Source organism: Arthrobacter sp. ok909, from assembly GCF_900104405.1.
Lineage (GTDB): Bacteria > Actinomycetota > Actinomycetes > Actinomycetales > Micrococcaceae > Arthrobacter > Arthrobacter humicola.
On the sequence record NZ_FNJS01000021.1, the window covers coordinates 39041 to 60784 of the forward strand.

At 67.2% G+C, this 21744-nt stretch carries 16 protein-coding genes; 8 read left to right on the top strand and 8 right to left on the bottom strand.

What is annotated here, in order from left to right:
* Positions 1-98: 98 nt before the first annotated feature.
* On the bottom strand, positions 99-1472 hold the full coding sequence (locus BLR03_RS16040; RefSeq protein ID WP_091254541.1) for an MFS transporter: 1374 nt from the start codon (positions 1470-1472) through the stop codon (positions 99-101).
* Positions 1473-1626: 154 nt separating this feature from the next.
* Between BLR03_RS16040 and BLR03_RS16045 the strand changes: the two genes are divergently transcribed.
* Positions 1627-2481 (top strand): LysR substrate-binding domain-containing protein, encoded by an 855-nt coding sequence (locus tag BLR03_RS16045; RefSeq protein WP_091254544.1) that lies wholly within the window; start codon positions 1627-1629, stop codon positions 2479-2481.
* Positions 2482-2767: 286 nt separating this feature from the next.
* On the top strand, positions 2768-3145 hold the full coding sequence (locus tag BLR03_RS16050; RefSeq protein WP_254788540.1) for a hypothetical protein: 378 nt from the start codon (positions 2768-2770) through the stop codon (positions 3143-3145).
* A gap of 104 nt (positions 3146-3249) precedes the next feature.
* Here the strand turns inward: BLR03_RS16050 and BLR03_RS16055 are convergent, their stop codons facing one another.
* Positions 3250-6804, bottom strand: coding sequence for a proline dehydrogenase family protein (locus tag BLR03_RS16055; RefSeq protein ID WP_091254549.1), 3555 nt, complete (start codon positions 6802-6804; stop codon positions 3250-3252).
* A 194-nt stretch (positions 6805-6998) separates the two neighbouring features.
* Positions 6999-8432, bottom strand: coding sequence for an amino acid permease (locus tag BLR03_RS16060; RefSeq protein ID WP_175460587.1), 1434 nt, complete (start codon positions 8430-8432; stop codon positions 6999-7001).
* A gap of 173 nt (positions 8433-8605) precedes the next feature.
* On the opposite strand from BLR03_RS16060, the gene BLR03_RS16065 reads away from it, so the two are divergent.
* The 5 genes from BLR03_RS16065 (at position 8606) to BLR03_RS16085 (ending at position 13559) form a co-directional block, all read left to right on the top strand.
* Positions 8606-9556, top strand: coding sequence for a LysR family transcriptional regulator (locus BLR03_RS16065; RefSeq protein WP_091254554.1), 951 nt, complete (start codon positions 8606-8608; stop codon positions 9554-9556).
* A 61-nt stretch (positions 9557-9617) separates the two neighbouring features.
* On the top strand, positions 9618-10046 hold the full coding sequence (gene panD, locus BLR03_RS16070; protein ID WP_175460584.1) for an aspartate 1-decarboxylase: 429 nt from the start codon (positions 9618-9620) through the stop codon (positions 10044-10046).
* A gap of 105 nt (positions 10047-10151) precedes the next feature.
* On the top strand, positions 10152-11078 hold the full coding sequence (locus BLR03_RS16075; RefSeq protein ID WP_091254557.1) for an AEC family transporter: 927 nt from the start codon (positions 10152-10154) through the stop codon (positions 11076-11078).
* A gap of 40 nt (positions 11079-11118) precedes the next feature.
* Entirely contained in the window at positions 11119-12249 is a 1131-nt protein-coding gene (locus BLR03_RS16080; protein WP_091254558.1) for an FAD-dependent oxidoreductase, read from the top strand.
* 149 nt (positions 12250-12398) lie between these two features.
* Positions 12399-13559 (top strand): GmrSD restriction endonuclease domain-containing protein, encoded by a 1161-nt coding sequence (locus tag BLR03_RS16085; RefSeq protein WP_254788541.1) that lies wholly within the window; start codon positions 12399-12401, stop codon positions 13557-13559.
* Positions 13560-13634: 75 nt separating this feature from the next.
* On the opposite strand, the gene BLR03_RS16090 is transcribed toward BLR03_RS16085, so the two are convergent.
* The 4 genes from BLR03_RS16090 to BLR03_RS16100 form a co-directional block, all read right to left on the bottom strand.
* Entirely contained in the window at positions 13635-16262 is a 2628-nt protein-coding gene (locus BLR03_RS16090; protein WP_091254561.1) for a trehalase-like domain-containing protein, read from the bottom strand.
* Positions 16263-16794: 532 nt separating this feature from the next.
* Complete coding sequence (locus tag BLR03_RS16095) at positions 16795-17439, bottom strand: hypothetical protein (RefSeq protein ID WP_091254564.1); 645 nt, start codon at positions 17437-17439, stop codon at positions 16795-16797.
* A gap of 121 nt (positions 17440-17560) precedes the next feature.
* On the bottom strand, positions 17561-17713 hold the full coding sequence (locus BLR03_RS24470; RefSeq protein ID WP_175460585.1) for a hypothetical protein: 153 nt from the start codon (positions 17711-17713) through the stop codon (positions 17561-17563).
* Positions 17714-17856: 143 nt separating this feature from the next.
* Positions 17857-18465 (bottom strand): DedA family protein, encoded by a 609-nt coding sequence (locus BLR03_RS16100; protein WP_254788542.1) that lies wholly within the window; start codon positions 18463-18465, stop codon positions 17857-17859.
* A gap of 783 nt (positions 18466-19248) precedes the next feature.
* Between BLR03_RS16100 and BLR03_RS16105 the strand changes: the two genes are divergently transcribed.
* A complete protein-coding gene (locus BLR03_RS16105) occupies positions 19249-19941 on the top strand; it encodes a polysaccharide deacetylase family protein (RefSeq protein WP_254788543.1) in 693 nt (230 codons plus the stop codon).
* Between the two features lie 220 nt (positions 19942-20161).
* On the opposite strand, the gene BLR03_RS16110 is transcribed toward BLR03_RS16105, so the two are convergent.
* Positions 20162-21487 carry a right-handed parallel beta-helix repeat-containing protein gene (locus BLR03_RS16110; protein ID WP_091254572.1) on the bottom strand — a complete coding sequence of 442 codons (1326 nt, stop codon included), beginning with the start codon at positions 21485-21487 and terminating at the stop codon, positions 20162-20164.
* Positions 21488-21744: the final 257 nt, after the last annotated feature.

Genomic DNA, 21744 nt, shown 5'->3' on the forward strand with positions numbered 1-21744 from the left:
CTCTGCACGGTTTCAGCCCCGTTCCCGGGTTTTAGCTGCGAAATAAGACAGCCGCGGCGTGGATCCACGCCGCGGCTGTCCGATGTCGGCGCGAAAGGCTAGGACGCGGCGGCTGCCTGCCGCCGGCCCTGGCTCGGGACGATCCGCAGCAGCCGGCGCCGGTCCTTCAGGTCCACCTTGAGCATGAGCTGCCCGCGCCGCGCCAGGACGACTGCGACGCTTGCCGCGGCGAGCACCGGCACACCTCCGGAAATGAGGACAGCCGTGTGCGGGGTCGCGTGTTCGGCGAGCCAGCCGATCATCGGGCCGCCGATCGCCTGCCCGCCGATCAGCACCATGATGTACAGGCTCATGACGCGCCCGCGGATTGCCAGATTGGCGCTGACCTGGACTAGCTGGTTCGCGGCGGTAAGGAACATGAGGCACCAGAACCCGGCCAGCACCATCGCCGCACCGAACCAGGGCATCGACGGCGCCAGGGATGCCAAGCACAACATGAGGCCGTACATTCCGGCGCCCAGGACCACCGAGCGCAGCCGCAGTTCGCGCCGCCGGGCCGAGGTGACGGCCCCGGCCAGCGCCCCGAGCGCCACGAGGGTGTTGAGCAGGCCATAGCCGCCGGCACCGGCGTCGTACACGTGGTCGGCAAACGCGGCCAGCAGCACCGGCAGGCTCATCGCGAACACCGCGATGAACCCGGCCATCAGCCAAGGCCAGTAGATGGTGGGCTTGCTCAGCGCATAGTTCAGCCCTTCCCTCAGCATGCCCCGGCGCTTGGCGACCGGGCTGCCGACATGCAGCTGGTCCTTCCGCAGGCTCAGCAGCATCGACACGGTGAAGCAGCAGGCCACGGCGTTGGCGGCAAAGGCCCAGCCCGCACCGACGGCGGTCAGCAGGATCCCGGCGATGGCAGGACCGATCAGTCCGCCGAGCTGGAAGATCGTGGAGTTCACGCTGATTGCGTTGCGCAGGTAGCGGGGACCGACGAGTTCATTGACGAACACCTGACGGGCAGGCTGGTCCAGCACCGTCACGAAGCCCAGGACCAGCGCGATCGCGTAAACGTGCCCAACCTCGATCCGCTGGCTGAGGGCCAGCGCGGCAAGCGTCGCCGCCAACAGGGCGGCGACTGACTGGCACAGCATGAGGATCTTCCGCTTCGCGAAGCGGTCCGCCATCATGCCGGCCCACGGCCCGAGGAACAGGGACGGCAGGAACTGCAAGGCCACGGTGATCCCGACTGCGGTGACGGACCCGGAGAGCTGGAGCACCAGCCAGTCCTGGGCGATCCGCTGCATCCAGAGCGCGATCACGGCAATGAAATGGCCGATCGCGAAGACGCGGAAGTTGCGGACCTTCAGGGAGATGAACGTGTGGCGCCACGGCAGGCGCTCGTTGACGACGGTGATCGGTTGGGTGATGGTGTCCGGCAGGGCGGCTGCGTTAGCCTCGAGCGGCGGAGGGGGTGCCACGGCAAAGTCCTCAAAAGAGCGGGTGAGCGGGATGGACTTAACGCTAGGCTGGCCCCAAGAGATTATGGAAGCCTATTCAGCGCATAACTAGAATTACAAAACGCAATACATCGTTCGCAATGCTCGCTTCGCGCCGCCCGATCCGGAGGCCAACATGTTCGAACCCGCCCAGCTCCGCTCCTTCCTGGCCGTGGCCGAGACCCTGAGTTTCACGAAGGCCGCGGAACGCCTCGGCCTGGCGCAGCCCACCGTCAGCCAGCACGTCCGCAAGCTGGAGACCGCCGCCAAGCGGGTGCTGATCGCCCGGGACACCCGCGATGTGCGACTGACGGACAACGGCGATGCCATGGCCGGGTTTGCCCGGAGCATCCTCGCCGCCCACGACGCCGCCGCCCGTTACTTCTCAGGATCGGCCATGCGCGGGCGCCTGCGCTTCGGCACGGCCGACGACCTCGCCATCACCGGGCTGCCCCGCATCCTCCGGGAGTTCCGCCAGATCTATCCGCAGATCAACCTCGAGCTCACGGTGGGCCAGAGCGACCAGCTCTACAAGCGCCTCAATGCGGGGCAGCTGGACCTGGTCTTTGTGAAGTGGGTGGCGGGGGCCAAGGACGGGACCGTGGTCCAGCAGGACGCCTTTGCCTGGGTGGGGCTGGAGCAGACCGTGCTGGATCCGGCCGATCCGGTGCCGCTGATCGCGTACCCCTCCCCCAGCCTGAGCCGGAAGCTCGCGATCGACGCCCTTGAGGCCACCGGCCGGACTTGGCGGATCACGTGCACCACTCGGCAGATCAGCGGCGTGCTGGCCGCCGTCCGGGCCGGCATCGGGGTGGCCGTGATGCCCTCCTCGCTGGTCCCGGAGGACCTGAAGACCATTACCCGCCGCTTCGATCTGCCGCCCGTGGGCGACGTCGATTTCACCCTCATCCGCAATCCCCTGGCCAATACCGAGGTAATCAATGCACTCACCCAGGCGATCGTGGGCCGGACTTTGAAGCGCCCGGCCTGAGGCGCGGGCAGCCCGCCGGCCCGTCCATGGCATCGAGGCCATGGCCTCGAGTCCACGGCACCTAGTCCGCGGCACCTGGGGGCGGGGTACTTACCTGACAGACCACGCAGGTAGCAAAGAGTACTTACTTGACCATTGAACGGTGCAGGTACTTCATCTATCCTGACACTACTCAAGATTAACCGTCCGAGGTCAAGCAGAGGCCCACGACAACGATTCGAAAAAACGAACGCTGTCCGTCGCTGATGCCGTGTGGCTGGCGCCGAGCGTTCGGGATAGGCCGACAATGATGCCAGCCATAAACCGACCCCGTCTGTCCGCACCGGCCGCCGCGCACGCGACTACGGCCGCCCGTCCGGCAACGTCCCCGGTGCGCCACGGCGCCACGATTCAGCACTCCGCTACCACTCAATACTCCAGCCTGGGCCGGCGGGGAATTCGCCCGGCCACCTTGGCCGAGTCCGATTTTGTTGCCAGCCCGTACTGCGAACGCTGCGGTACTGACGAATTCATCTACCTGGAGACCTTCATCCCGGCCACGCACCGCCGGGACGGCTCGGTCAGCAAGCTCGGCGAGGTCACCTACTTCTGCTCCGGCTGCGATGACTTCTCCGCCCACGCGGTCCCGGCCTCGTGGGTGCCGCCAGGCTGGTACTTCGGTTAGGCGGCTCGGCGCTTAACGCCGTCGCCGCCGCGCCTCACCCAACGGTGCTGCACGGCGGCGACGGCGTTTTAGCACGCCCGGCCTAGAGTCCTAGCGCGATCGGGCTAAATCAGGGCATCCGAGATGTGGTTCGGGGTGCCGAACCGGTGCGCTGTGATGCTGATGGCCTGCTCGTGCAGGAACGGCAGCAGTTCCACGCGTCCGGCTTCGGTGACCGGGTGGAAGTAGACCGCCAGGTCCGGGCGGCCTCCGGTGGCTTCGGCCAGTGCCTTGGCGTTTCCGCCGATCAACCGGATCCGGGCGCCGGACAGCTGGCCTGCCGCGGCGAGCGTGCCGGCGGAAGCCAGCCAGTCGGCGTCGTTCTCCACGGTGACGGCGATGCCGAGTCCTGACAGGACGGCGCGCAGCTGGGCGGGTAGTTCCACGGCGGTGGAGACCGTGAGGGCGGACCCGGCGAGGACACCGGCGGCGACGGTCCGGACGAGGCCGGCGAGCGGTTCGCCTTCGGCGAGGCGGACCGTGACGGGCAGGGCGCGGTAGCGGAAGACGTTGCGTTCCGCGCTCAGGCCCGAAACGTCCTTGGCCGTGCCGAATTCCTCGGCCCAGGCCCGGGCATCGGAAGCCAGGGCGCGCTGCAGCGGCGCGATCTCGTCGGTTGTCAGGAAGCCCTTGGCCGCGTCTTCGATCCGGCGTACTCCCGTGTGGGCGGGGGCAGCGGCCGGGGTGACGGCGGCGGCGCTGGGCTTGCTGGCCCATTCGCCGAGGCCGACGAGGTAGTTGGGGCCGCCGGCCTTGGTGCCGGCGCCGACGGCGGATTTCTTCCAGCCGCCGAACGGCTGGCGCTGGACGATCGCTCCGGTGATGCCGCGGTTGACGTAGAGGTTTCCGGCCTGGATGGTGTCCAGCCAGAGGCCGAGCTCCTCGCTGTTGAGCGAGTGCAGGCCCGCGGTGAGGCCGTACTCGATCTGATTCTGGATCGCGATGGCCTCCTCCAGAGTCTCCGCCGTCATGACGCCCAGGACGGGGCCGAAGAATTCGGTGAGGTGGAAGTAGGATCCGCGCCGGACGCCCGAGCGCACGCCGGGGCTCCAGAGTTTGCCGGTGGCGTCCAGCTTCCGCGGTTCCACGGCCCAGGTTTCACCCTCGCCGAGGGTGGTCAGCGCGTTGAGGAGCTTGCCGCTGGCGGCCTCGATGATCGGGCCCATCTGGGTCGCCGGGTCCTCCGGGTAGCCGACCTTCAGCGAGGTGACGGCGTCGATCAGCTGGTTGTGGAACCGCTTCGACGTGGCAACGGAGCCGACCAGGATCACGAGCGAGGCGGCGGAGCACTTCTGGCCTGCGTGTCCGAACGCGGAGTACGCCACGTCCTTGGCCGCAAGGTCCAGGTCCGCGCTCGGGGTGACGATGATGGCGTTCTTGCCGCTGGTCTCGGCCAGGAGCGGCAGGTCCTTGCGGAAGGACCGGAACAGCTCGGCGGTCTCATAGCCGCCGGTCAGGATGACGCGGTCCACGGCCGGGTGGGAGATCAGCTGCTGGCCGAGTTCCCGCTCGCCCAGCTGCACCATGGTCAGGACGTCCCGCGGGACGCCGGCCTCCCAGAGGGCCTCGATCATCACGGCACCGCTGCGGCGGGCCTGCTTGGCGGGCTTGATCACGACGGCGGAGCCGGCGGCGAGGGCGGCCAGGGTGGAGCCGGCCGGGATGGCGACCGGGAAGTTCCACGGCGGGGTCACGACGGTGAGCTTGGACGGGACGAAGGTGGCGCCGTCGACGTCGTCGAGCTTGCGGGCCGATTCGGCGTAGTAGTGCGCGAAGTCGACGGCCTCGCTGACCTCGGGGTCGCCCTGGTCGATCGTCTTCCCAGTCTCGGATGCCATGACCTCGAGGAGGTCGGCGCGGCGGCCCTCGAGGACGTCGCCGGCCCGGTGCAGGATTTCGGCGCGCGCGGCGCCGGAGAGTGCGCCCCAGGCCTTCCCTTTTTCGACGGCGGTGGCGATGACCGCGTTCAGGGTGGCCTCGTCGTTGATCGTGGCGGCCTCGACGGCGGCGTTGCCCAGCGTAGAGCTTGCCACGCGGCCCAGGATGGCGCGGCCCCAGTCGCGGTTGGCGGGCAGCGAGGGATCGGTGTCAGGGGTGTTCTCGAACGCATCGTGCGGCAGCGGCGCGGCGGGGAGGGCGCGGTTCTGCCGGCGGTTCGGCGGCGGAACCTCGTCGTCGAGCTTGGCGAGGGAGGCGAGGAAGCGCTGCTTCTCACGCTCGAAGAGCGACCTGCTTTCTGCGGAATTCCCGCCAAGTTCGAAGACGGCGGACATGAAGTTGTCCTGGCTGGCGCCCTCTTCAAGGCGGCGGATCAGGTAAGCGATCGCGACGTCGAACTCGGCCGGGTGGACCACCGGGGTGTAGAGCAGGAGGGAGCCGACGTCCTTCTTGACGGCCTCAGCCTGGCCCTGGGCCATGCCGAGCAGCATCTCGAACTCGATACCGGATTCCACGCCGCGCTGCTTGGCCAGCAGCCAGGCGAAGGCGATATCGAAGAGGTTATGGCCGGCGACGCCGATCCGGATGTTGCTGATCCGGTCCGGGTGCAGCGAGTAGTTGATGACGCGCTTGTAGTTGGTGTCCGAATCCTGCTTGGTGTTCCAGGTGGCGAGTGGCCAGTCGTGCAGGGAGGCTTCCACCTGCTCCATCGGCAGGTTGGCGCCCTTGACGACGCGGACCTTGATCGCGGCGCCGCCCTCGGCGCGGCGGGCTGCGGCCCAGTCCTGCAGGCGGATCATGGCGGCGACGGCGTCGGGCAGGTAGGCCTGGAGCACGATGCCGGCCTCGAGGTTCTTGAACTCGGGCTTGTCCAGGATCCGGGTGAAGACCGCGATGGTCATGTCCAGGTCCTTGTATTCCTCCATGTCCAGGTTGATGAACTTGGCCTTCTGTCCGCCGGCGGCAAACGACGCCGCGCGGGTGAAGAGCGGGGTCAGCTTCTCCACGACGTGCTCCACGGCCTCGTCGAACGCCCAGGCGGAGTGCGGGGCCACCGTGGAGGAGACTTTGATGGAGACGTAGTCGACGTCCGGCCGGGACAGCAGGGCGTGGGTGCCCTCGAGCCGGCGGGAAGCCTCGTGCTCGCCGAGGACCGCTTCGCCGAGGAGGTTGACGTTGAGCTTGATGCCGTCCCTGCGGATCTTTGCGATGGCCGGGCCGAGCTTGGCGTCAGTGGCGTCGACGATGAGGTGGCCGACCATTTCACGGAGCACGCGGCGGGCCACCGGGATGACCACCCGGGGCAGGACCGGGGCCATGGTGCCGCCGAGGCGGACGGCGCTGCGCATGTACCAGGGCAGGAACGCCGGGACCTTGGGGGCCAGGGCGGCGAGGTTGCGCGCGGCGACCTGCAGGTCTTCCGGACGGACGACGCCGTCGACGAATCCGACCGTGAAGTCCAGGCCGTTCGGGTCTTTCAGGACTCCGGCGAGCTGCTCGGCCGAGGCGTCGACGGGAACCTTGGCGGCTTCGGTGAGCCAGTGGCGCACCAGCGCGATGGTGTCCTCGGCCAGGGCTGCGGCTTCAAGGACCGTCGAGCCTTCCGAAACCGCGGCGTGCGCGGCTTCGTTGCCCGCGGCGCTGCCGGTGGTCGCGCCGGACTCAGTGGAGATGTTGGTCATGGCTGAAACTCGTTCTTTCTCAAGATGTGGACCTCTTATGAATCAGTATGCGACCGGATTTTCATAAGATAAAGCGATGTTTTCTGAGCAATACCGGTTAGAAAAACCGAACCTTAAAAACCAGTTGCGCTATCACTTATTGCCCTTAAGACCTGGGGAGCCATAAGTGATAGCGCAACGGGGATGTGGGGTGGCTACGCCAGGGGGCGGTGCATCTCCACGATTTCTTCGTGCCGCGGGCTGTCCGGGTTCATGAGCGAGTTCTTGCGTCCATAGGTGAAGTAGATGATCAGGCCGACCACGAGCCAGACGCCGAACCGCAGCCAGGTCTCCCAGTGCAGCTGGAACATCAGGAACAGCGAGGCGAACACGCCGAACGCGGGAACGACGGGCATCAGCGGCAGGCGGAAGGTCCGCGGGGCCTCAGGCTTCCTGTAGCGGAACACGATCACCGATGTGCAGACGACGACGAACGCGGCCAGAATGCCGATGTTGGTCAGGTCCGCCACGGCCTTGATCGGGAGGACGCCGGCCAGGATGGCGGAGGCGGTGCCGGCGATCCAGGTCACGCGCTGCGGCGTGCCGTGCCGGTCGGTCTTGGCGAACCAGCCCGGCAGGAGGCCGTCGCGGCTCATAGAGAACCAGACGCGGGTGACGCCGAGGAGGAAGGTCAGCATCACGGTGAGGATGGACAGGACCGCGAACACGGAGATGATCGTTGCGATCACCGGCAGTCCGACGCTGTTGAAGGCGGAGGCGAAGCCGGCCTTGGGGTCGATTTCCGTGTAGTGCTGCATTCCGGTGAGCACCAGGGTGGCGGCGACGTAGAGCAGCATGGCGATGATGAGCGAGTAGATGATCGCCTTCGGCATGTGCTTCTTGCCGTCCGTCGCCTCCTCCGCCGCGGTGCTCATGGCGTCGTAGCCGAACACGGCGAAGAACACCGTGGCGGAGCCGGCCACTACGGGGCCGAAGCCGCTGGGCATGAAGGGGTCGTAGTTTTTGGTGTTGATGTAGAAGATGCCCAGGCCGATGATGAACAGGATCAGGACGACTTTGATGGCGACGGCGATCAGCTCGAAGCGCCCAAAGGTCTTCGTGCCGCGGGAGAGGATCCAGGTCACCAGCAGGCAGACGAGGATGGCGGGAAGGTTGATAATGCCGCCCGTTCCCTCATCCGGCGTCGCTGTCATCCAGGCGGGCATATGGATGCCGATGCCGGAGAGGAAGGCGTCGAAGTAGCCCGAGATGCCGATGGCCACCACGGCCACGATCGCGATGTACTCCAGCAGCAGGTCCCACCCGATGAACCAGCCGATCACCTCGCCGAGGGCAACGTAGCCGTAGGTATATGCCGAGCCGGCCCGCGGGATCATGCCGGCGAATTCGGCGTAGGACAGTGCCGCGGCAGCGGATGCCAGTCCCGCGATCAGGAACGAGACGAGCACCGCCGGGCCGACGCCGGGCTCGCTCGCACTGCCGTGGGCCACAAGGCCCGCCAGCGAGAAGATGCCGACGCCGATAATACCGCCTACGCCGATGGCCGTCAGCTGCCAGAGCCCCAGGCTCCTGTGCAATCCGCTGTGTTTGTTTTCTTCTTCAATGTCGTCGATGGGCTTGCGCCGCATGATCGACCGCGCCAAATCTTGTGTAGCCACCAGGGCCTCCTAATTTAGGTGTGATGCCCATCAATCCACCCTGTGATGGGGGTAACCGAGCGACAACAGTATGCAAGCCCGATTGCATTAGATAAAATGAATTCTCTTAACTAATAACCATTAGAGTTCCCAAAGGATTACCGATGCTCGACGTCCGGCGTTTGCGACTGCTGCGCGAACTGAAGATCCGGGGCACACTGGCCGAAGTGGCCGAAGCGCTCCAGTACAGCCCATCGTCAGTTTCCCAGCAACTGGCCCTCCTTGAGAAGGAGGCCGGGGTGGAACTCCTCCGGAAAACCGGCCGCCGGGTGCAGCTAACCCCCCAGGCCGAAGTCCTCGTAGCCCATACGTCCCAGCTTCTGGAGACCCTGGAGCAGGCCGAGGCGGACCTGGCAGCGTCACTGACCACGGTCACCGGCACCGTGCGGATCGCCGTGTTCCAGTCCGCTGCGCTGGCCCTCATGCCGGGCACCCTGACCCGGATGACCTCCAGCTACCCGGAGGTCCGGGTAGAGATGACCCAGCGGGAACCGGAGACGGCCCTCCACGAGACGTGGGCTCGCGACTTCGACCTCGTGATCGCCGAACAGTATCCGGGCCACGCCGCCCCGCACTACGCCGAACTGGACCGCGTGGCGCTGACCAGGGACGCCATCCGGCTGGCCGTTCCGCCCTCCTCGCCGGGGCGCACCGCCATCAGGACGCTGGCCGATACCGCGGGGCTGCCCTGGGTGATGGAACCCCGCGGGGCGGCCTCCCGGCACTGGGCCGAGCAGGCGTGCCGGAGCGCCGGATTTGAGCCCGATGTCCGCTTCGAAACCGCCGACCTGCAGGCCCAGATCCGGCTGATCGAATCCGGAAATGCGGTGGCCCTGATGCCGGACCTCGTGTGGACCGGCCGCGGCACCAGCGCGCAGCTCCTGGACCTGCCCGGGAATCCGCACCGCACGGTGTTCACCTCGGTGCGGCGCTCCAGCGCCAAACGGCCGGCCCTGCTCGCCGCCAGGGAAATCCTGGCGGCGACGGCGGCATCCATCGTTCCGGCGGCGGCCGCCGGCACGCTGGACCCGGCCCCGGCGGACCGGCCTGCCTGACCGGAGGGGTGTGCAGTGGGCCACAGCGCCGGCGTCGGCCCCGCGTTAGACTGGTGACGTTATGAATCGCACAATATTCAAATCCAAGATCCACCGCGCCACGGTCACGCACGCGGACCTTCACTATGTCGGTTCCGTCACCGTGGACCTGGATCTGCTGGAGGCCGCCGACATCCTCCCCGGTGAGCTCGTGGCGATCGTCGACGTCACCAACGGCGCCCGGCTCGAGACCTACACGATTGCCGGCGAACGCGGTTCCGGCGTGATCGGCATCAACGGGGCCGCTGCCCACCTGATGCACGAGAACGACATCGTCATCCTCATCACCTACGCCCAGATGACCACGGACGAGGCAAAGGCGTACAACCCCAAGGTGGTCCACGTGGATCAGGACAACAAGATTGTCCAGATCGGCAACGACCCCGCAGAGGGCATGACGCCGGGCCTCCTGCGCCCGCCGCACTCGCTGAACAACGCAGCGCTGAACTAAGAATTGCCGCCGTCGGGCGTAATAGGGCGGTCCGCAGAATAAAGCTGATTACTCTGGAACGGTGACCTTTACCCGCCGCCCTCCTGCCCCGTTGCGGAGGGCCGCGTGCTAGGGGTTCTGGCAGGCTTCTTTGTCGTCTGGTCCATCATCCTGGTCGGCATGTTCGTGGGCCGGCGCAAGATCCTGGGCGAGAACGCACGCTCCGTCCTCAGCGCCCTGACCTTCTTTGTCGCGAGCCCCGCCCTGCTCTTCGAGACGCTCAGCAAGGCGAAACTGCACGACGTCTTTGCCGCGCCACTGCTCGTGACGGCCGTTGGAGCCCTGACGACGGCGGTGCTGTTCTTTGGCATTGTGCGCTTCGTGCTCAAACGCCCGGCCCCGGAAGCCCTCATCTCATCCATGAGCGCATCGCTGGCCAACTCCGCCAACCTCGGCATTCCCATCGCCGTCTTCGTGCTCGGAGACGCGAGCTACGTGGCGCCCCTGCTCATCTTCCAGCTGGCCTTTTTCACCCCCATGTTCCTTATGGCGCTGGATGCCACCACCAGCTCGCACCGCACCACGCCGCTGACGTTCCTGCTCATGATCCTGCGGAACCCGATGATCGTGGGGTCCGCGCTGGGCCTCGTGGTGGCCGGGACCGGCTGGCAGGTGCCTGCACTGGTCATGGAGCCCATCCACCTGATCGGCGGTGCCGCCATCCCGGCCATGCTGATCGCGTTCGGCATGAGCCTGAACGGATCCCGGCCGTTGCATCCGGCCACCGGGCGCCGGCTGGACACCGTATTGGCGAGCTTCTTCAAGCTCGTTGTCCACCCGCTGGTGGCCTACCTGTTTGCCCGCTTTGCCCTCGGCATGCAGGAGCAGGCATTGTTCGCCGCCGTCGTCACGGCAGCCCTGCCCACGGCGCAAAACGTGTTTGTCGCGGCCAGCCGTTACCGCACCGGCGTCACAGTAGCCAAAGACACGGTGCTGATCACTACCGTAGTAGCTGTGCCGGCCATGATCGGCGTGGCCCTACTGCTGGCCTGACCCGCCTTGGCGGCCAGGCACCAATCCCCGAGGAGGACCCTTGAATACAATCCTGGACACGGTCGTCATCGGCGGCGGCGCGATGGGCTCCGCCGCCGCCTGGGCGCTGGCCCGGCGAGGCCGGGACGTGACCTTGCTGGAGCAGTTCGGGCCCGGCCACCACAACGGCGCCTCACACGGCACCACCCGGAACTTCAACCCCGGGTACGCGGATCCGGACTACGTCGCCATGCTGGCCGAGTCCGCGCGGCTGTGGAACGAGCTCGAAGCGGACAGCGGCGAGCGGCTGCTGGCCCGGACCGGCGTCGTGAACCACGGCACCGATCCGCGGTTGCCCGAGATCCGGAGCGCCCTGCTCGCCGCCGGGCTCCGCGCGGAGTTCCTCGCCGTCGAGGATGCCGCAGAGCGCTGGCGGGGCATCCGGTTCGACCAGCGTGTCCTGCACATGGCGGACGGCGGCCAGCTGAACCCGGACGCCGCGTTGCCGGCGATGCAGCGCCTCGCCGCCGGCCTCGGCGCCGAGATCCGCCATCATGTGAAGGTCCTGGAGGTGAAAGTGCTCGACGACGGCGTCCGGCTCACGCTCGAGTCCGGCGGCGTGACCGAGGTGATTTCCGCGCGGCAGGCGGTGGTCACCGCCGGCGGCTGGACCACCAAGCTGCTCGCCGGTGTGGCCCCCGTGCCCCGGCTGACGGTCACCCAGGAGCAGCCCGCGCATTTCGCCATCACGGATCCCGGCGCCCAGTGGCCGGGGTTCAACCATATGCCCGGCCACGGGGATGCCTACCGGTATTGGCGTTCGCCGGTTTACGGCATGCACACGCCGGGCGAGGGCATCAAGGCCGGGTGGCACGGGGCGGGCCCCGTGGCGGACCCGGACAACCGGTCCTTCGCGGCGGAGCCCGGACAGCGGGCGGCCCTGCAGCGCTATGCCCGGGACTGGCTGCCCGGGGTCGACGCCGACGCCCTCACCGACGTCAGTTGCACCTACACGACCACCGTGGATGAGAACTTTGTCCTGGACAGGATCGGCCCGGTGGTCATCGGCGCCGGCTTCTCCGGCCACGGGTTCAAGTTCACGACGGCCGTCGGCCGGATCCTGGCCGACCTCGCCACCGGCGACGGCGGCGCGCCGGCCATCTTCTCGGCATCCCGGCCACGGGTGCGCTGACTCCCGCGGGGGGAATCGACGTTCTGTCCGGCCCTGCACGAAGCAACGCGGGGCGCGAAGTGACTGCGTTGCCCTGTGCGCCGGTAGGCTGGGACCGGTCTTGAACGGCCCCGCGGATACCCGGGGCAACAGCATGAAGCGGGGAAGAATTGCGCAGCGTCCGATCAGGCAGCGTCGAAGCAGCCAGCAGCCGAACACCCAGCGTTCCGGCCAGCAGCGGTCCCGCAACTGACCGCCGGGCACAGGCCACACGCGACCGGAAGATCGGCGCGGTTGACTGGATTGCCCGTGGCGTGGCGGGCCTGCTGCTCGTGGCGACGTCGGCGTGCGCCGGCCCCGGGACACTAACCCCGGCCGCCGGGACCGGCGTCGTCGGCCCTGGCGCCGCGGCTGCCTCCGCCACGGCGACGGCCAGCGCGGACAGCACACCACTGGATCCCGACACCACCCCCGGAGTCGATGCCCCCGGCATCGGCGCCCCGCACCAGCAGCCCGCGTTCGCCAGCAAGGCCCTCGCGGTGCTGGCGACGCTGCCCGTCAAGGGCCGTGCGCCGAAGACGGGCTACTCCCGCGACCAGTTCGGCCCGGCGTGGTCCGACGTCGACCACAACGGCTGCGATACCCGTAATGATGTGCTCCGCCGCGACCTCAAATCCGTCGCGCTCAAGCCGGGAACGAGGGACTGCGTGGTCCTCTCAGGCGTCCTGAACGACCCCTACACGGCCGCCGTCATCAACTTCCTGCGCGGCAACGCCACCAGCACCGCGGTCCAGATCGACCACGTCGTGGCGCTCAGCGACGCCTGGCAGAAGGGCGCGCAGCAGCTCAGCCCCGGGCAGCGGCTCTCCTTCGCCAATGATCCCCTGAATCTGCTTGCGGTGGACGGCCCGGCCAACCAAAGCAAGAGCGACGGCGACGCCGCCACTTGGCTCCCGCCGAACAAGGCCTATCGGTGCGATTACGTCGCCCGCCAAATTTCGGTGAAGTCCAGCTACGGCCTGTGGGTGACTCAGGCCGAGCACGATGCCATGGCGCGGGTCCTGTCCGACTGCCCGAATGCCCTGGCGCCCACCAACCAGCCGGCAACCGCTCCCGCGCAGGCCGCCCCAGCACAGCAGCCGGCGCAGCAGCCGGCGCAGCAGCCGGTCCCGGCGCAGGTCCAGATGGCACCCGCACCCGCACCGGCGGCCGGCGTGTACTACGCGAACTGCACCGCGGTCCGCGCCGCCGGTGCGGCACCCATCCACGTCGGCCAGCCGGGATACAGCAGCAAGCTGGACCGCGACGGGGACGGCGTCGGCTGCGAGTAGCTCCGGACGGCGTGCGGGCAGCCGGGCTGCCGGACAGCCGGGACGCCTGCAGTCTGTCAGGGACTGGGCTGCTGATCAGTTCTTCTGGTGTTCATCCAGGAGCCGGGCGCAGCGGATGAAGCCCAGGTGCGAGTACGCCTGGGGATGGTTGCCCAGGTGGGTTTCCGTGCCGGGATCGTACTCCTCCGGCAGCAGCCCCGTGGGGCCGAACAGGTTGACCAGCTGGTCGAAGAGGTCCCAGGCCTCCTCGATCCGGCCCACGGCGATATAGGCCTCGATCAGCCACGTCGTGCAGATGTGGAAGCCGCCCTCCAGACCCGGCAGGCCGTCGTCGTACCTGTAGCGGAACACGGTGGGACCCACCCGCAGTTCCCGTTCCACCGCCGTGACCGTGGCCAGGAAACGGGGGTCATTGACGTCCAGCAGGCCGGAGAGCCCGATGTGCAGCACGGCTGCGTCCAGGTCCGGGCTGTCGTACGCCACCGTGTAGGAAGACGCCGACTCGTCCCAGCCTTCGCGCAGCACTTCCTCACGGATGGTCTCCGCCGTGGACTCCCACGCCGGCAGCGGTTCCCGGCCGTGCCGGGCGGCCGTGCGCAGCGCCCGGTCCAGCGCCACCCAGCACATCACCTTCGTGTACACATGGTGCCGCGGAGCCCGCCTGGCCTCCCAGATGCCGTGGTCCGCCTCATGCCAGCGGGCCAGCACGGCTGCGGCCATCTGAACCATCAGCTCCCAGTGGTCGTCGGAGAGCACGCCCTGGCGGGCGCTGAGGGCGTCGATCAGCTCGGCAATCGGGCCAAACACGTCCAGCTGCACCTGGTGGTCGGCCGCATTGCCGATCCGGACCGGGCGTGATCCCGCATAGCCTGGCAGGCTCTCGATGATGGCCTCGGTGGACAGCGGCGCCCCCGTCACCGAGTACAGCGGATGGAGCCATTCCGGGCCCGGGGCGTGATCCAGAATCCGGCCCAGCCAGGCCAGGAAACCCTCGGCCTCGGCCGTGGATCCGAGGTCCACGAGGGCGTTGACCGTCATGGACCCGTCCCGCAGCCAGCAGTACCGGTAGTCCCAGTTCCGGGTTCCGCCGATTCCCTCCGGCAGCGACGTGGTGGGCGCAGCCAGCACCGCGCCGGTGGGTTCGTGAACCAGGGCACGCAGCACCAGCGCGGACCGGCGGACAAGCGACGGCTTCACGCCCGGCATCTGCAACTCATGGACCCAGCGCCGGGAATGATGCGCGACGGCGGAGCGCCGCTCCGTCTCATCTTCGGCCACCGCAGGCTGCGGTTCGGTATCGCCGCAGCGCAGGTTGAGGACCACGGGCCCGTCCCGCAGGTCGACGTCGCCCGTCGCGGTGGCGTGCCGGCCGTCCGACGTGATGGAAAAGCTCACGCCGGGCGCCCGCAGGATGATCGGATCCGCGGTTCCCACCACGTGCAGCTCAGTTCCGCGCGCCTCCATGCTGAACGGCGCATTCGCGTAGTCCGGCCGCGGGGCGAACACGATCCGGGCCGTGCCGGTGCCCGAAAGCACCCGAACCAGGCTGGTGATGCCCGCCGGCGCCGGTTCCAGGTAGTCCGTCACGGTGACGTCGGCCCAGCGGGTTTCGACGATCATGGTGCTGTCCACATAGCGCTGGCCCAGGACCTGCGAGGACTTCACCGGTTCCACGGAGAAGTGGCCGGCCGCGTCACCGCCGAGCAAGTGGGCGAACAGGGACCCCGAGTCCGGCAGCGGGTGGCTCATCCAGCAGATCTTCGCGTCCGGCGTGATCAGCGCGGTGGAGGATCCGTTGCCGATCATCGAATGCCGTTCCAGCCCCACGGCGTCCTCGCCGAAAAGCCACGCCCTCCGCAGCTCGAACAGGATCGCCAGGACGCGGGCGAACGACTCCGGGTCCCGGAGCCGGTGGGCCGCCACGGTTGGCCCCTCCCCCACGCGCAGCGCCATGTCCGGCCCGCGCAGCGTCGCCATGGCCAACTCGTCGCTGGAGGCGTCGCCTGCGTAGAGGGCAGCACTGACACCGAGCACGGAGCGCAGGTGCTCCAAGGCGGTGGCCTTGGACGGTTCGACGACGGAAAGGTCCAGCACCGAGCCGTCCACGATGAAGTGCAGCCCGTGCGCCTGGGCGATGTCCGACGCCTGCCGGGTGGCCAGCGCAACGATGTCCGGCGCTGCGGACCGGGTGTGGACGGAGACGGCGACCGGCTTGCGTTCAATGGTGATGCCCCGGTAGGCCCCGACCGTTTCGGCGAGCGCCTGGTGGGCCTGCTGGAGCACGGACTCGGTGGCCAGCGAGAGGGTGTGGGCATAGCCCATGTCGAACTCGGCACCGTGCGAGCCCACCAGATGCACCTCGGCGGGCAGGCGTGAGACGGCGGCCAGATCCCGCAGCGACCGGCCGGATACGACGGCGGCATGGGTATTCGGGAGGGCGGCCAGCGCCCGCAGCGCAATGGCGGCGCTGCCCAGCGGCAGGGTCTCGGTCGAGATGCCCTCCGCGGTGCAGAGGGTTCCCCCGTAGTTGCATGCCACGAGCAGCCCGGGCGTGCGGGCCAGGATCTTGAGCTCGGCCAGCAGTTGCGGGGTCAGCCCGTCGTCCGCGGCGTCAGTCTGCACAAAGGCCCGGAGCAGGCCCAGCGGCAGCGATTTGGTCAGGAGTGCGGAGTCAGCGAGCGACTGGTTAAGTGGAGTGGGCATCGGCGCGGTCCTTCTAGTAGTCCCCAATGCCTGCATGAGAATCGCCCCCGGGAGGGCATGCTTCTAGTATCGTCCCGGGCCGATTTCGCCGGGGTGTCCCGGCTGTTGCAAGTGTGTAACGTCTGCAAGAGCCGGGACACGCCTGATTACGGCCATGAGCGAGGTCGCGGGCCCGAGGCTGTTGCGGGCGAGCCTGCGTTCGATAGCCGTGATCACTCTGATGAGCGGGCGACCCTGCCGTCCCCGGCCGCTATCACCGCAGCGCTCGAGCACGACCCAACGAGTGCTCTCGACACTTGACGAGTTAATAGACCGGCCGCGCAAACGCCAACCGGAGTGTTTTGGAAGGTGTCCCTTCTCATCTCCCTTCGACAAGGATGACGTTGGGACGTGTCGGCAACGCGGCCTGACATCGCAGCTCTGTAAGGCCACAGGCCCGCTCGCTCAATGCCCTCTCCCGGCGGTACGCGACCGAATGGGCAGAACTGCCGGTCGTCAAAGCCGGCTGAAGTCCGCCCATCCGGCGCTGGCGCTAGAGCCCGAGGTCTTTCTCGGCGGTGACCCAGTTCCGGGCAATCGCCTTCTGCGCCGCGGCAAGCGTGAGCTTGCGGGAGCAAACGGCCTTGTTCAGCCGGGTCTCGATCGCGTCCTTCGGGTTGGTGGTGCCCGGGGCACCGGTGCGGTTCGGTTCCGGCCACAGGTTGGAGACAGAGTTGGTGCCGCCAAGCTGGAGGGAGATCAGGTGGTCGTATTCGGTGGAGGTGGCCGCGGTCTGGCCGTACTGCTGGAGGCTGAGCTTCTTGGCCTGGGCAGTGTCCGCCCGGACCGTGGTCGTGTAGCCGGATTTGCAGATGGTGGAGGCCAGGTTGTCCTGCGTCACGGCCGGATCAACCGCGCCCGGGGTGCAGGACGGATCGGGCAGGTACAGTCCGGCTGCGGCGTCCACGGCGCGTGCCTTGCACTGGCCGGCGGTGAGCGTCTCGTCAATGGCGACCTTGTCGGGCGAGTGTACCGATTTCACTTCCGGCGAGGTTCCGGGGGTCGGGGCTGCGGAGGCGGATGCCTTCGGCACTGCGGCGTGGGAGTTCCGTGAACTGGTGTAGAGGTAGCCGACGACCACCAGGGCGGCGACAAGGAGAGTGGCGAACAGGGCAACGCGGTGGCGGGAGATGGTCATGGTCCTCATGTGTACGGTCGGTCGGAAGAGCGTGCCCGGTCGGACAACACGAAGGGGAGCCGAAACTCCCCTCGTCTGTTCTATCCCGCGGTTCTTCCCTGGGGCAGCTGCGCCGCGCCGGCTAGGCTGCCGCGTCCGGCGCGGCGAGCACGGCGAAGGACTTTTCGTCCGGCATGAAAGTGTCGAGAGCGACCTTCGTATCGCCAAGTACGCTCCGAGCCTTGGACGTGGAGGCTGCACCACAGTCGTTGCGGCGCACGGATGCGGCGTCCAAAACGACGGAATGAAGCGGCGGTCTCGGGGCGCCGCTCCCCTGCTTTGGACTACCGCTCGGTGAATGTCAGTAGCGATGGACGTGCCATCAGTGATAGCTGCGACCATTCGGCAGGTGTGGCATTCCCGGATCGGAGCTCGGGCTTAGGGGCGTTCGCGGCGTGCCTTGCGTACCCGCCAGATGAAGAACAAGATGACTGCGACCGCCCCTACGGCCGCAGTCATGTCACGTCCGACGGCTTGAGCCGCCGCCTCATATGAGTTGCCAGCCAGAAAACCCAGCAGAACGAACCCGGCACCCCAGACAAGGCCGCCGGCTGCATTGAAGAAGAGGAACCTGGGATAGTGCATCCGCGAGCTCCCAGCCAGTGCCGGCATGACTGCCCTGAAAAACGCGGTAAACCGGCCGAGGAACACTGCCGCACCTCCCCTACTGCGCAGCAAGGCCTGCGCTTTTTCGAGCTGGGTGCGGCGTTTGTCCAGGACCTTCATATTCAACAACCTGGGGCCGAAGTGCTTTCCCACCTCGTAACCGACTGTGTCCCCGATGATCGCGGCGAACACGACCAGGACCATCATCGTCCACAGTTCAACGTGGCCGCGGCTGGCGGTCACCCCGCCCAGGACCGCGGCAGTCTCTCCTGGGATCACGAACCCGACGAACAAGGCGTCCTCGGCGAAAACCAACAGGCCCACGAGCACGAGCGCCAGGAACGGATCGACATTCAGAATATTTTCTGCGAACCCGTTCACCAGGCACGTCCCGGACCGGAGGGGACGCTGTCCCTGGTTGAGCGGTAGGTCTTTCCCGACGCCTGAAGGTTGGCCTGCTCTTCGATCTTCACGTCCACATCCTGCCCCTGTCCTGTAACAGAACATACATTCATGTACGTGTCGAAAGAAGCCACCAGGAACACGGAGTCCGTGCCCCGCCGGCGAGTCCCAAACGACCTCGGATCTGGGGGTCCTTTGCGACTCGTAAGAACCGCAGCCGCGGCCATCGTCGTGGGGGCCCGCGGAGTCGGCTTGTGCTTAGAAGTGCTCATTGCACGATCATGATCCGGCACAGCGCAGCTTCCCTCATATCGTGTGTCGTGACCATGCTTATGATCCGGAAGCAACCTCGGCGCCGGCCCGCCACGTCGACTCCCACCGTCTGCCCGCCTGGGCCTAAAATAGGCAGCGCACAGGGTGGCGTTCTCGGGCCCGCAGCAAATTGGCCCTGGCAAGCTCACCCCGTCTCTGGTCGTTGGGCTCGTTATCGGGGCTAGCCCCCGCGGCCTGAATATCAGGTCGGCGGTCGCCCTCGTGATTGACCTTGATCAGATCGGAGCATGTGCTGTGACCTGGACCCCGGACCGCAGATCATTCCTTCTGGCCGCCGGCATGGCATTAGCCGCTTGCGCTCCCGACCGCCAGGTAACTGGATCCGGGAATGCCGGAGCGTCGGGTTCAGCCGCCGCCGGGCTGGAGGCGGCTGGCCGGCCTCCGGCCGTCATCCCGGCGCAACCGGGGGCAATGCTGACCCGGGAGGAAGTGACCGCGACTTATGCTGGACGCGCTGCGACATATTGGGGGCTGGAGGCGCCCGGCGTTCTGACTCGCCTGCCTTCGACGGCCGCCGGCGTGGCGCTGACCTTTGATTTTTGCGGCGGGGTCAACGGCAACGGGGCTGACCTGGCACTCCTGGCTGACCTGCGGCAGTACCAGGTCCCTGCCACGTTGTTCCTGAATTCCAGATGGATCACCGCCAACCAGTCCCTGGCCAAAGACCTGGCCGGAGACCCGCTCTTCGAACTAGCCAACCATGGAACCTCTCACCGGCCGCTGTCGGTCAGCGGCCGCAGCGCCTACGGCATCCCTGGCACCAGGAACGCCGGCGAGGTCTACGACGAGATCATGACCAACGATGCCCGCCTCACCGACCTCACCGGTCAACGGCCCCGCTACTTCAGACCTGGCACCGCATATCTGGACAACGTCTCCGCCGAAATCGTCCTTTCTCTGGGTCTCGTCCCAGTCGGGTTCACCATCAACGGCGACGCCGGAGCCACGTTTCCCGCCGCGACGGTCGCCCGTAACATCTCCCAGGCGCGGGCCGGAGACATCGTCATCGCCCACGGCAATCACCCCGGTGGCGGTACCAGCCCAGGGCTTGCGCGTGCCCTGGCTGTCATGAAAGGCGGCGGCGAAATCGTCCTCCCGTTCCCACGGAACAGCAGCACCTGAGAGCTGCCCCCGGGGGACAGGCCTTCATGACAACGTCGCCCCAAGTTGGAGTACGGCCCTACCCAAACGGGAATAGCCAGATCAGCGACAACATACGTCAGACGCTGCGGCCGGCCCAGAGCTCCAAACGCTGACGACAGCGCATCAGTCATGTTCCTGGAGAAACTGCCCTGCGCGTCGCGGGCCTCCGCTGAGGCGTCCGTCCCGGTGGCGCAGGCTCTCAGCAGTTGGCCGGCTTGTACTCGTACGCTCCGGCGTCGGCCGCTCCGCCGCCCTCGCAGCCGGCACTTTGGGTGGTCGGCCGCCCGTCCAGGTCGATGGGAAACGGACTCTCGCCCGCGCGGTCGATTGCCGGGCTCGCTCCGGTGAGGTGGAGATCGGCGGGGGGATTCACAAAGCCGGCAGGATCGGTGGTGGATGTGGCGCTGGGGACAATGTTGGTGGGGCCGTTGAGGACGTTCTGCTCCTCGGTCCATCCCGAACTGTCCATCCACAGCGAGTTGCGGACCGCCACGAGGATATTGGCGCGGATGACGGTGGAGGTGGGGCACGAGGCGTGGCAGACCACAGCCTGGGAATCCGGGCCGTCCAGCCACACGGTGTTGTGCTCGAACGTGGTGCCGTTGGTCGGGCCGAAGGACGACGTCGTGCCGCGCGCAATCAGCCCCATGGCCTGGCCGCAATCGGGGACACAGGTGGACCTGATGAGGTTGTAGCTGTACGTGTTGTTGTCCGCGGTGCCGTCCCCTCCGCGCCCAATTTCGGAGAACACGTTATTATCAACCGCCACATTGTGGTGGATTCTGTTCCGGTTGCCGTTGAAAATCTCAAATGCGCTGCCATCATGGCCAAAGTCGTAGGACAACGCGGTGGACCCGGAGACGGTGTTGCCGGAGAACTCGTTGTCGCTGCCGTTGATGAGGAAGCCGAAAGCGCCGGAGTCGTCGCTGCAGTTCAGCGCCGCCGCGGTGCCGCAGCCCGTCCCCGGCGTATTGACGTTCATGATGTTGTTATCGGTAAGCGTGTTGTTGGTGTAGCTGCCGAAGTCGGAACCGTCGCTCACCTTGATCCCGGCGGCGTTGTTCGCCGCGGCGGAGTTCCGCACGGAACTGTGGTCGCCATAGACGCTGAATCCCGCATATCCGCACGAGTCCGCCCGCAGGCCGTCCACGGCAATGAAGTTGCCGTCCAGCCGGATGCAGGTGCCCGTCAGTCCCCCGGTGATGATGGGCGGCTCCCCGTCGCCGAAGGCGTTCAGGGTGATCGGGAGCCGGCCTGTGCCGCTCCGGCTGACCACAAGGCCGCCGGAGAAGACGTCTCCGCGCCGGAAGCTGACGGAATCTCCAGGCTGCAGCGCGGCGGCGTTGACCTTGTCGAGGGTCTGCCAGGCGGATGCGGGTGATGTTCCGTTGCTCGTGTCGCTGCCGTCTGCGCTCACATAGTACGTGACCCCAGCGGCCGACGCCGGCGCGGATGCATCGCCGAGCAGTCCAGCCAGGAACAGCAGGATGACAAGGGTGGCGGCGGCCGTGGGCTTGATCTTCATGGGTGCACCTAGGTTTTCGCCATGTATCCGCGGATCCGGATGCCACCGCCGTCGGCGGACCGCATCGGCACCCTGAGGGGCTTAACGCTAAGAGCGCGCCAGCACTAAGTCAACGGAGCGGACCCGCCAGCCCCGGCGGTTACAGCCCTGGCCGCATCCGGTTGAACCGAAATGTTCTTTTTTGCCACTTGACGTTCCTTATTGTGCGATTATGATATCTAATTATGTGAGCTGCTTCACGTCACCCGCGTTATTTC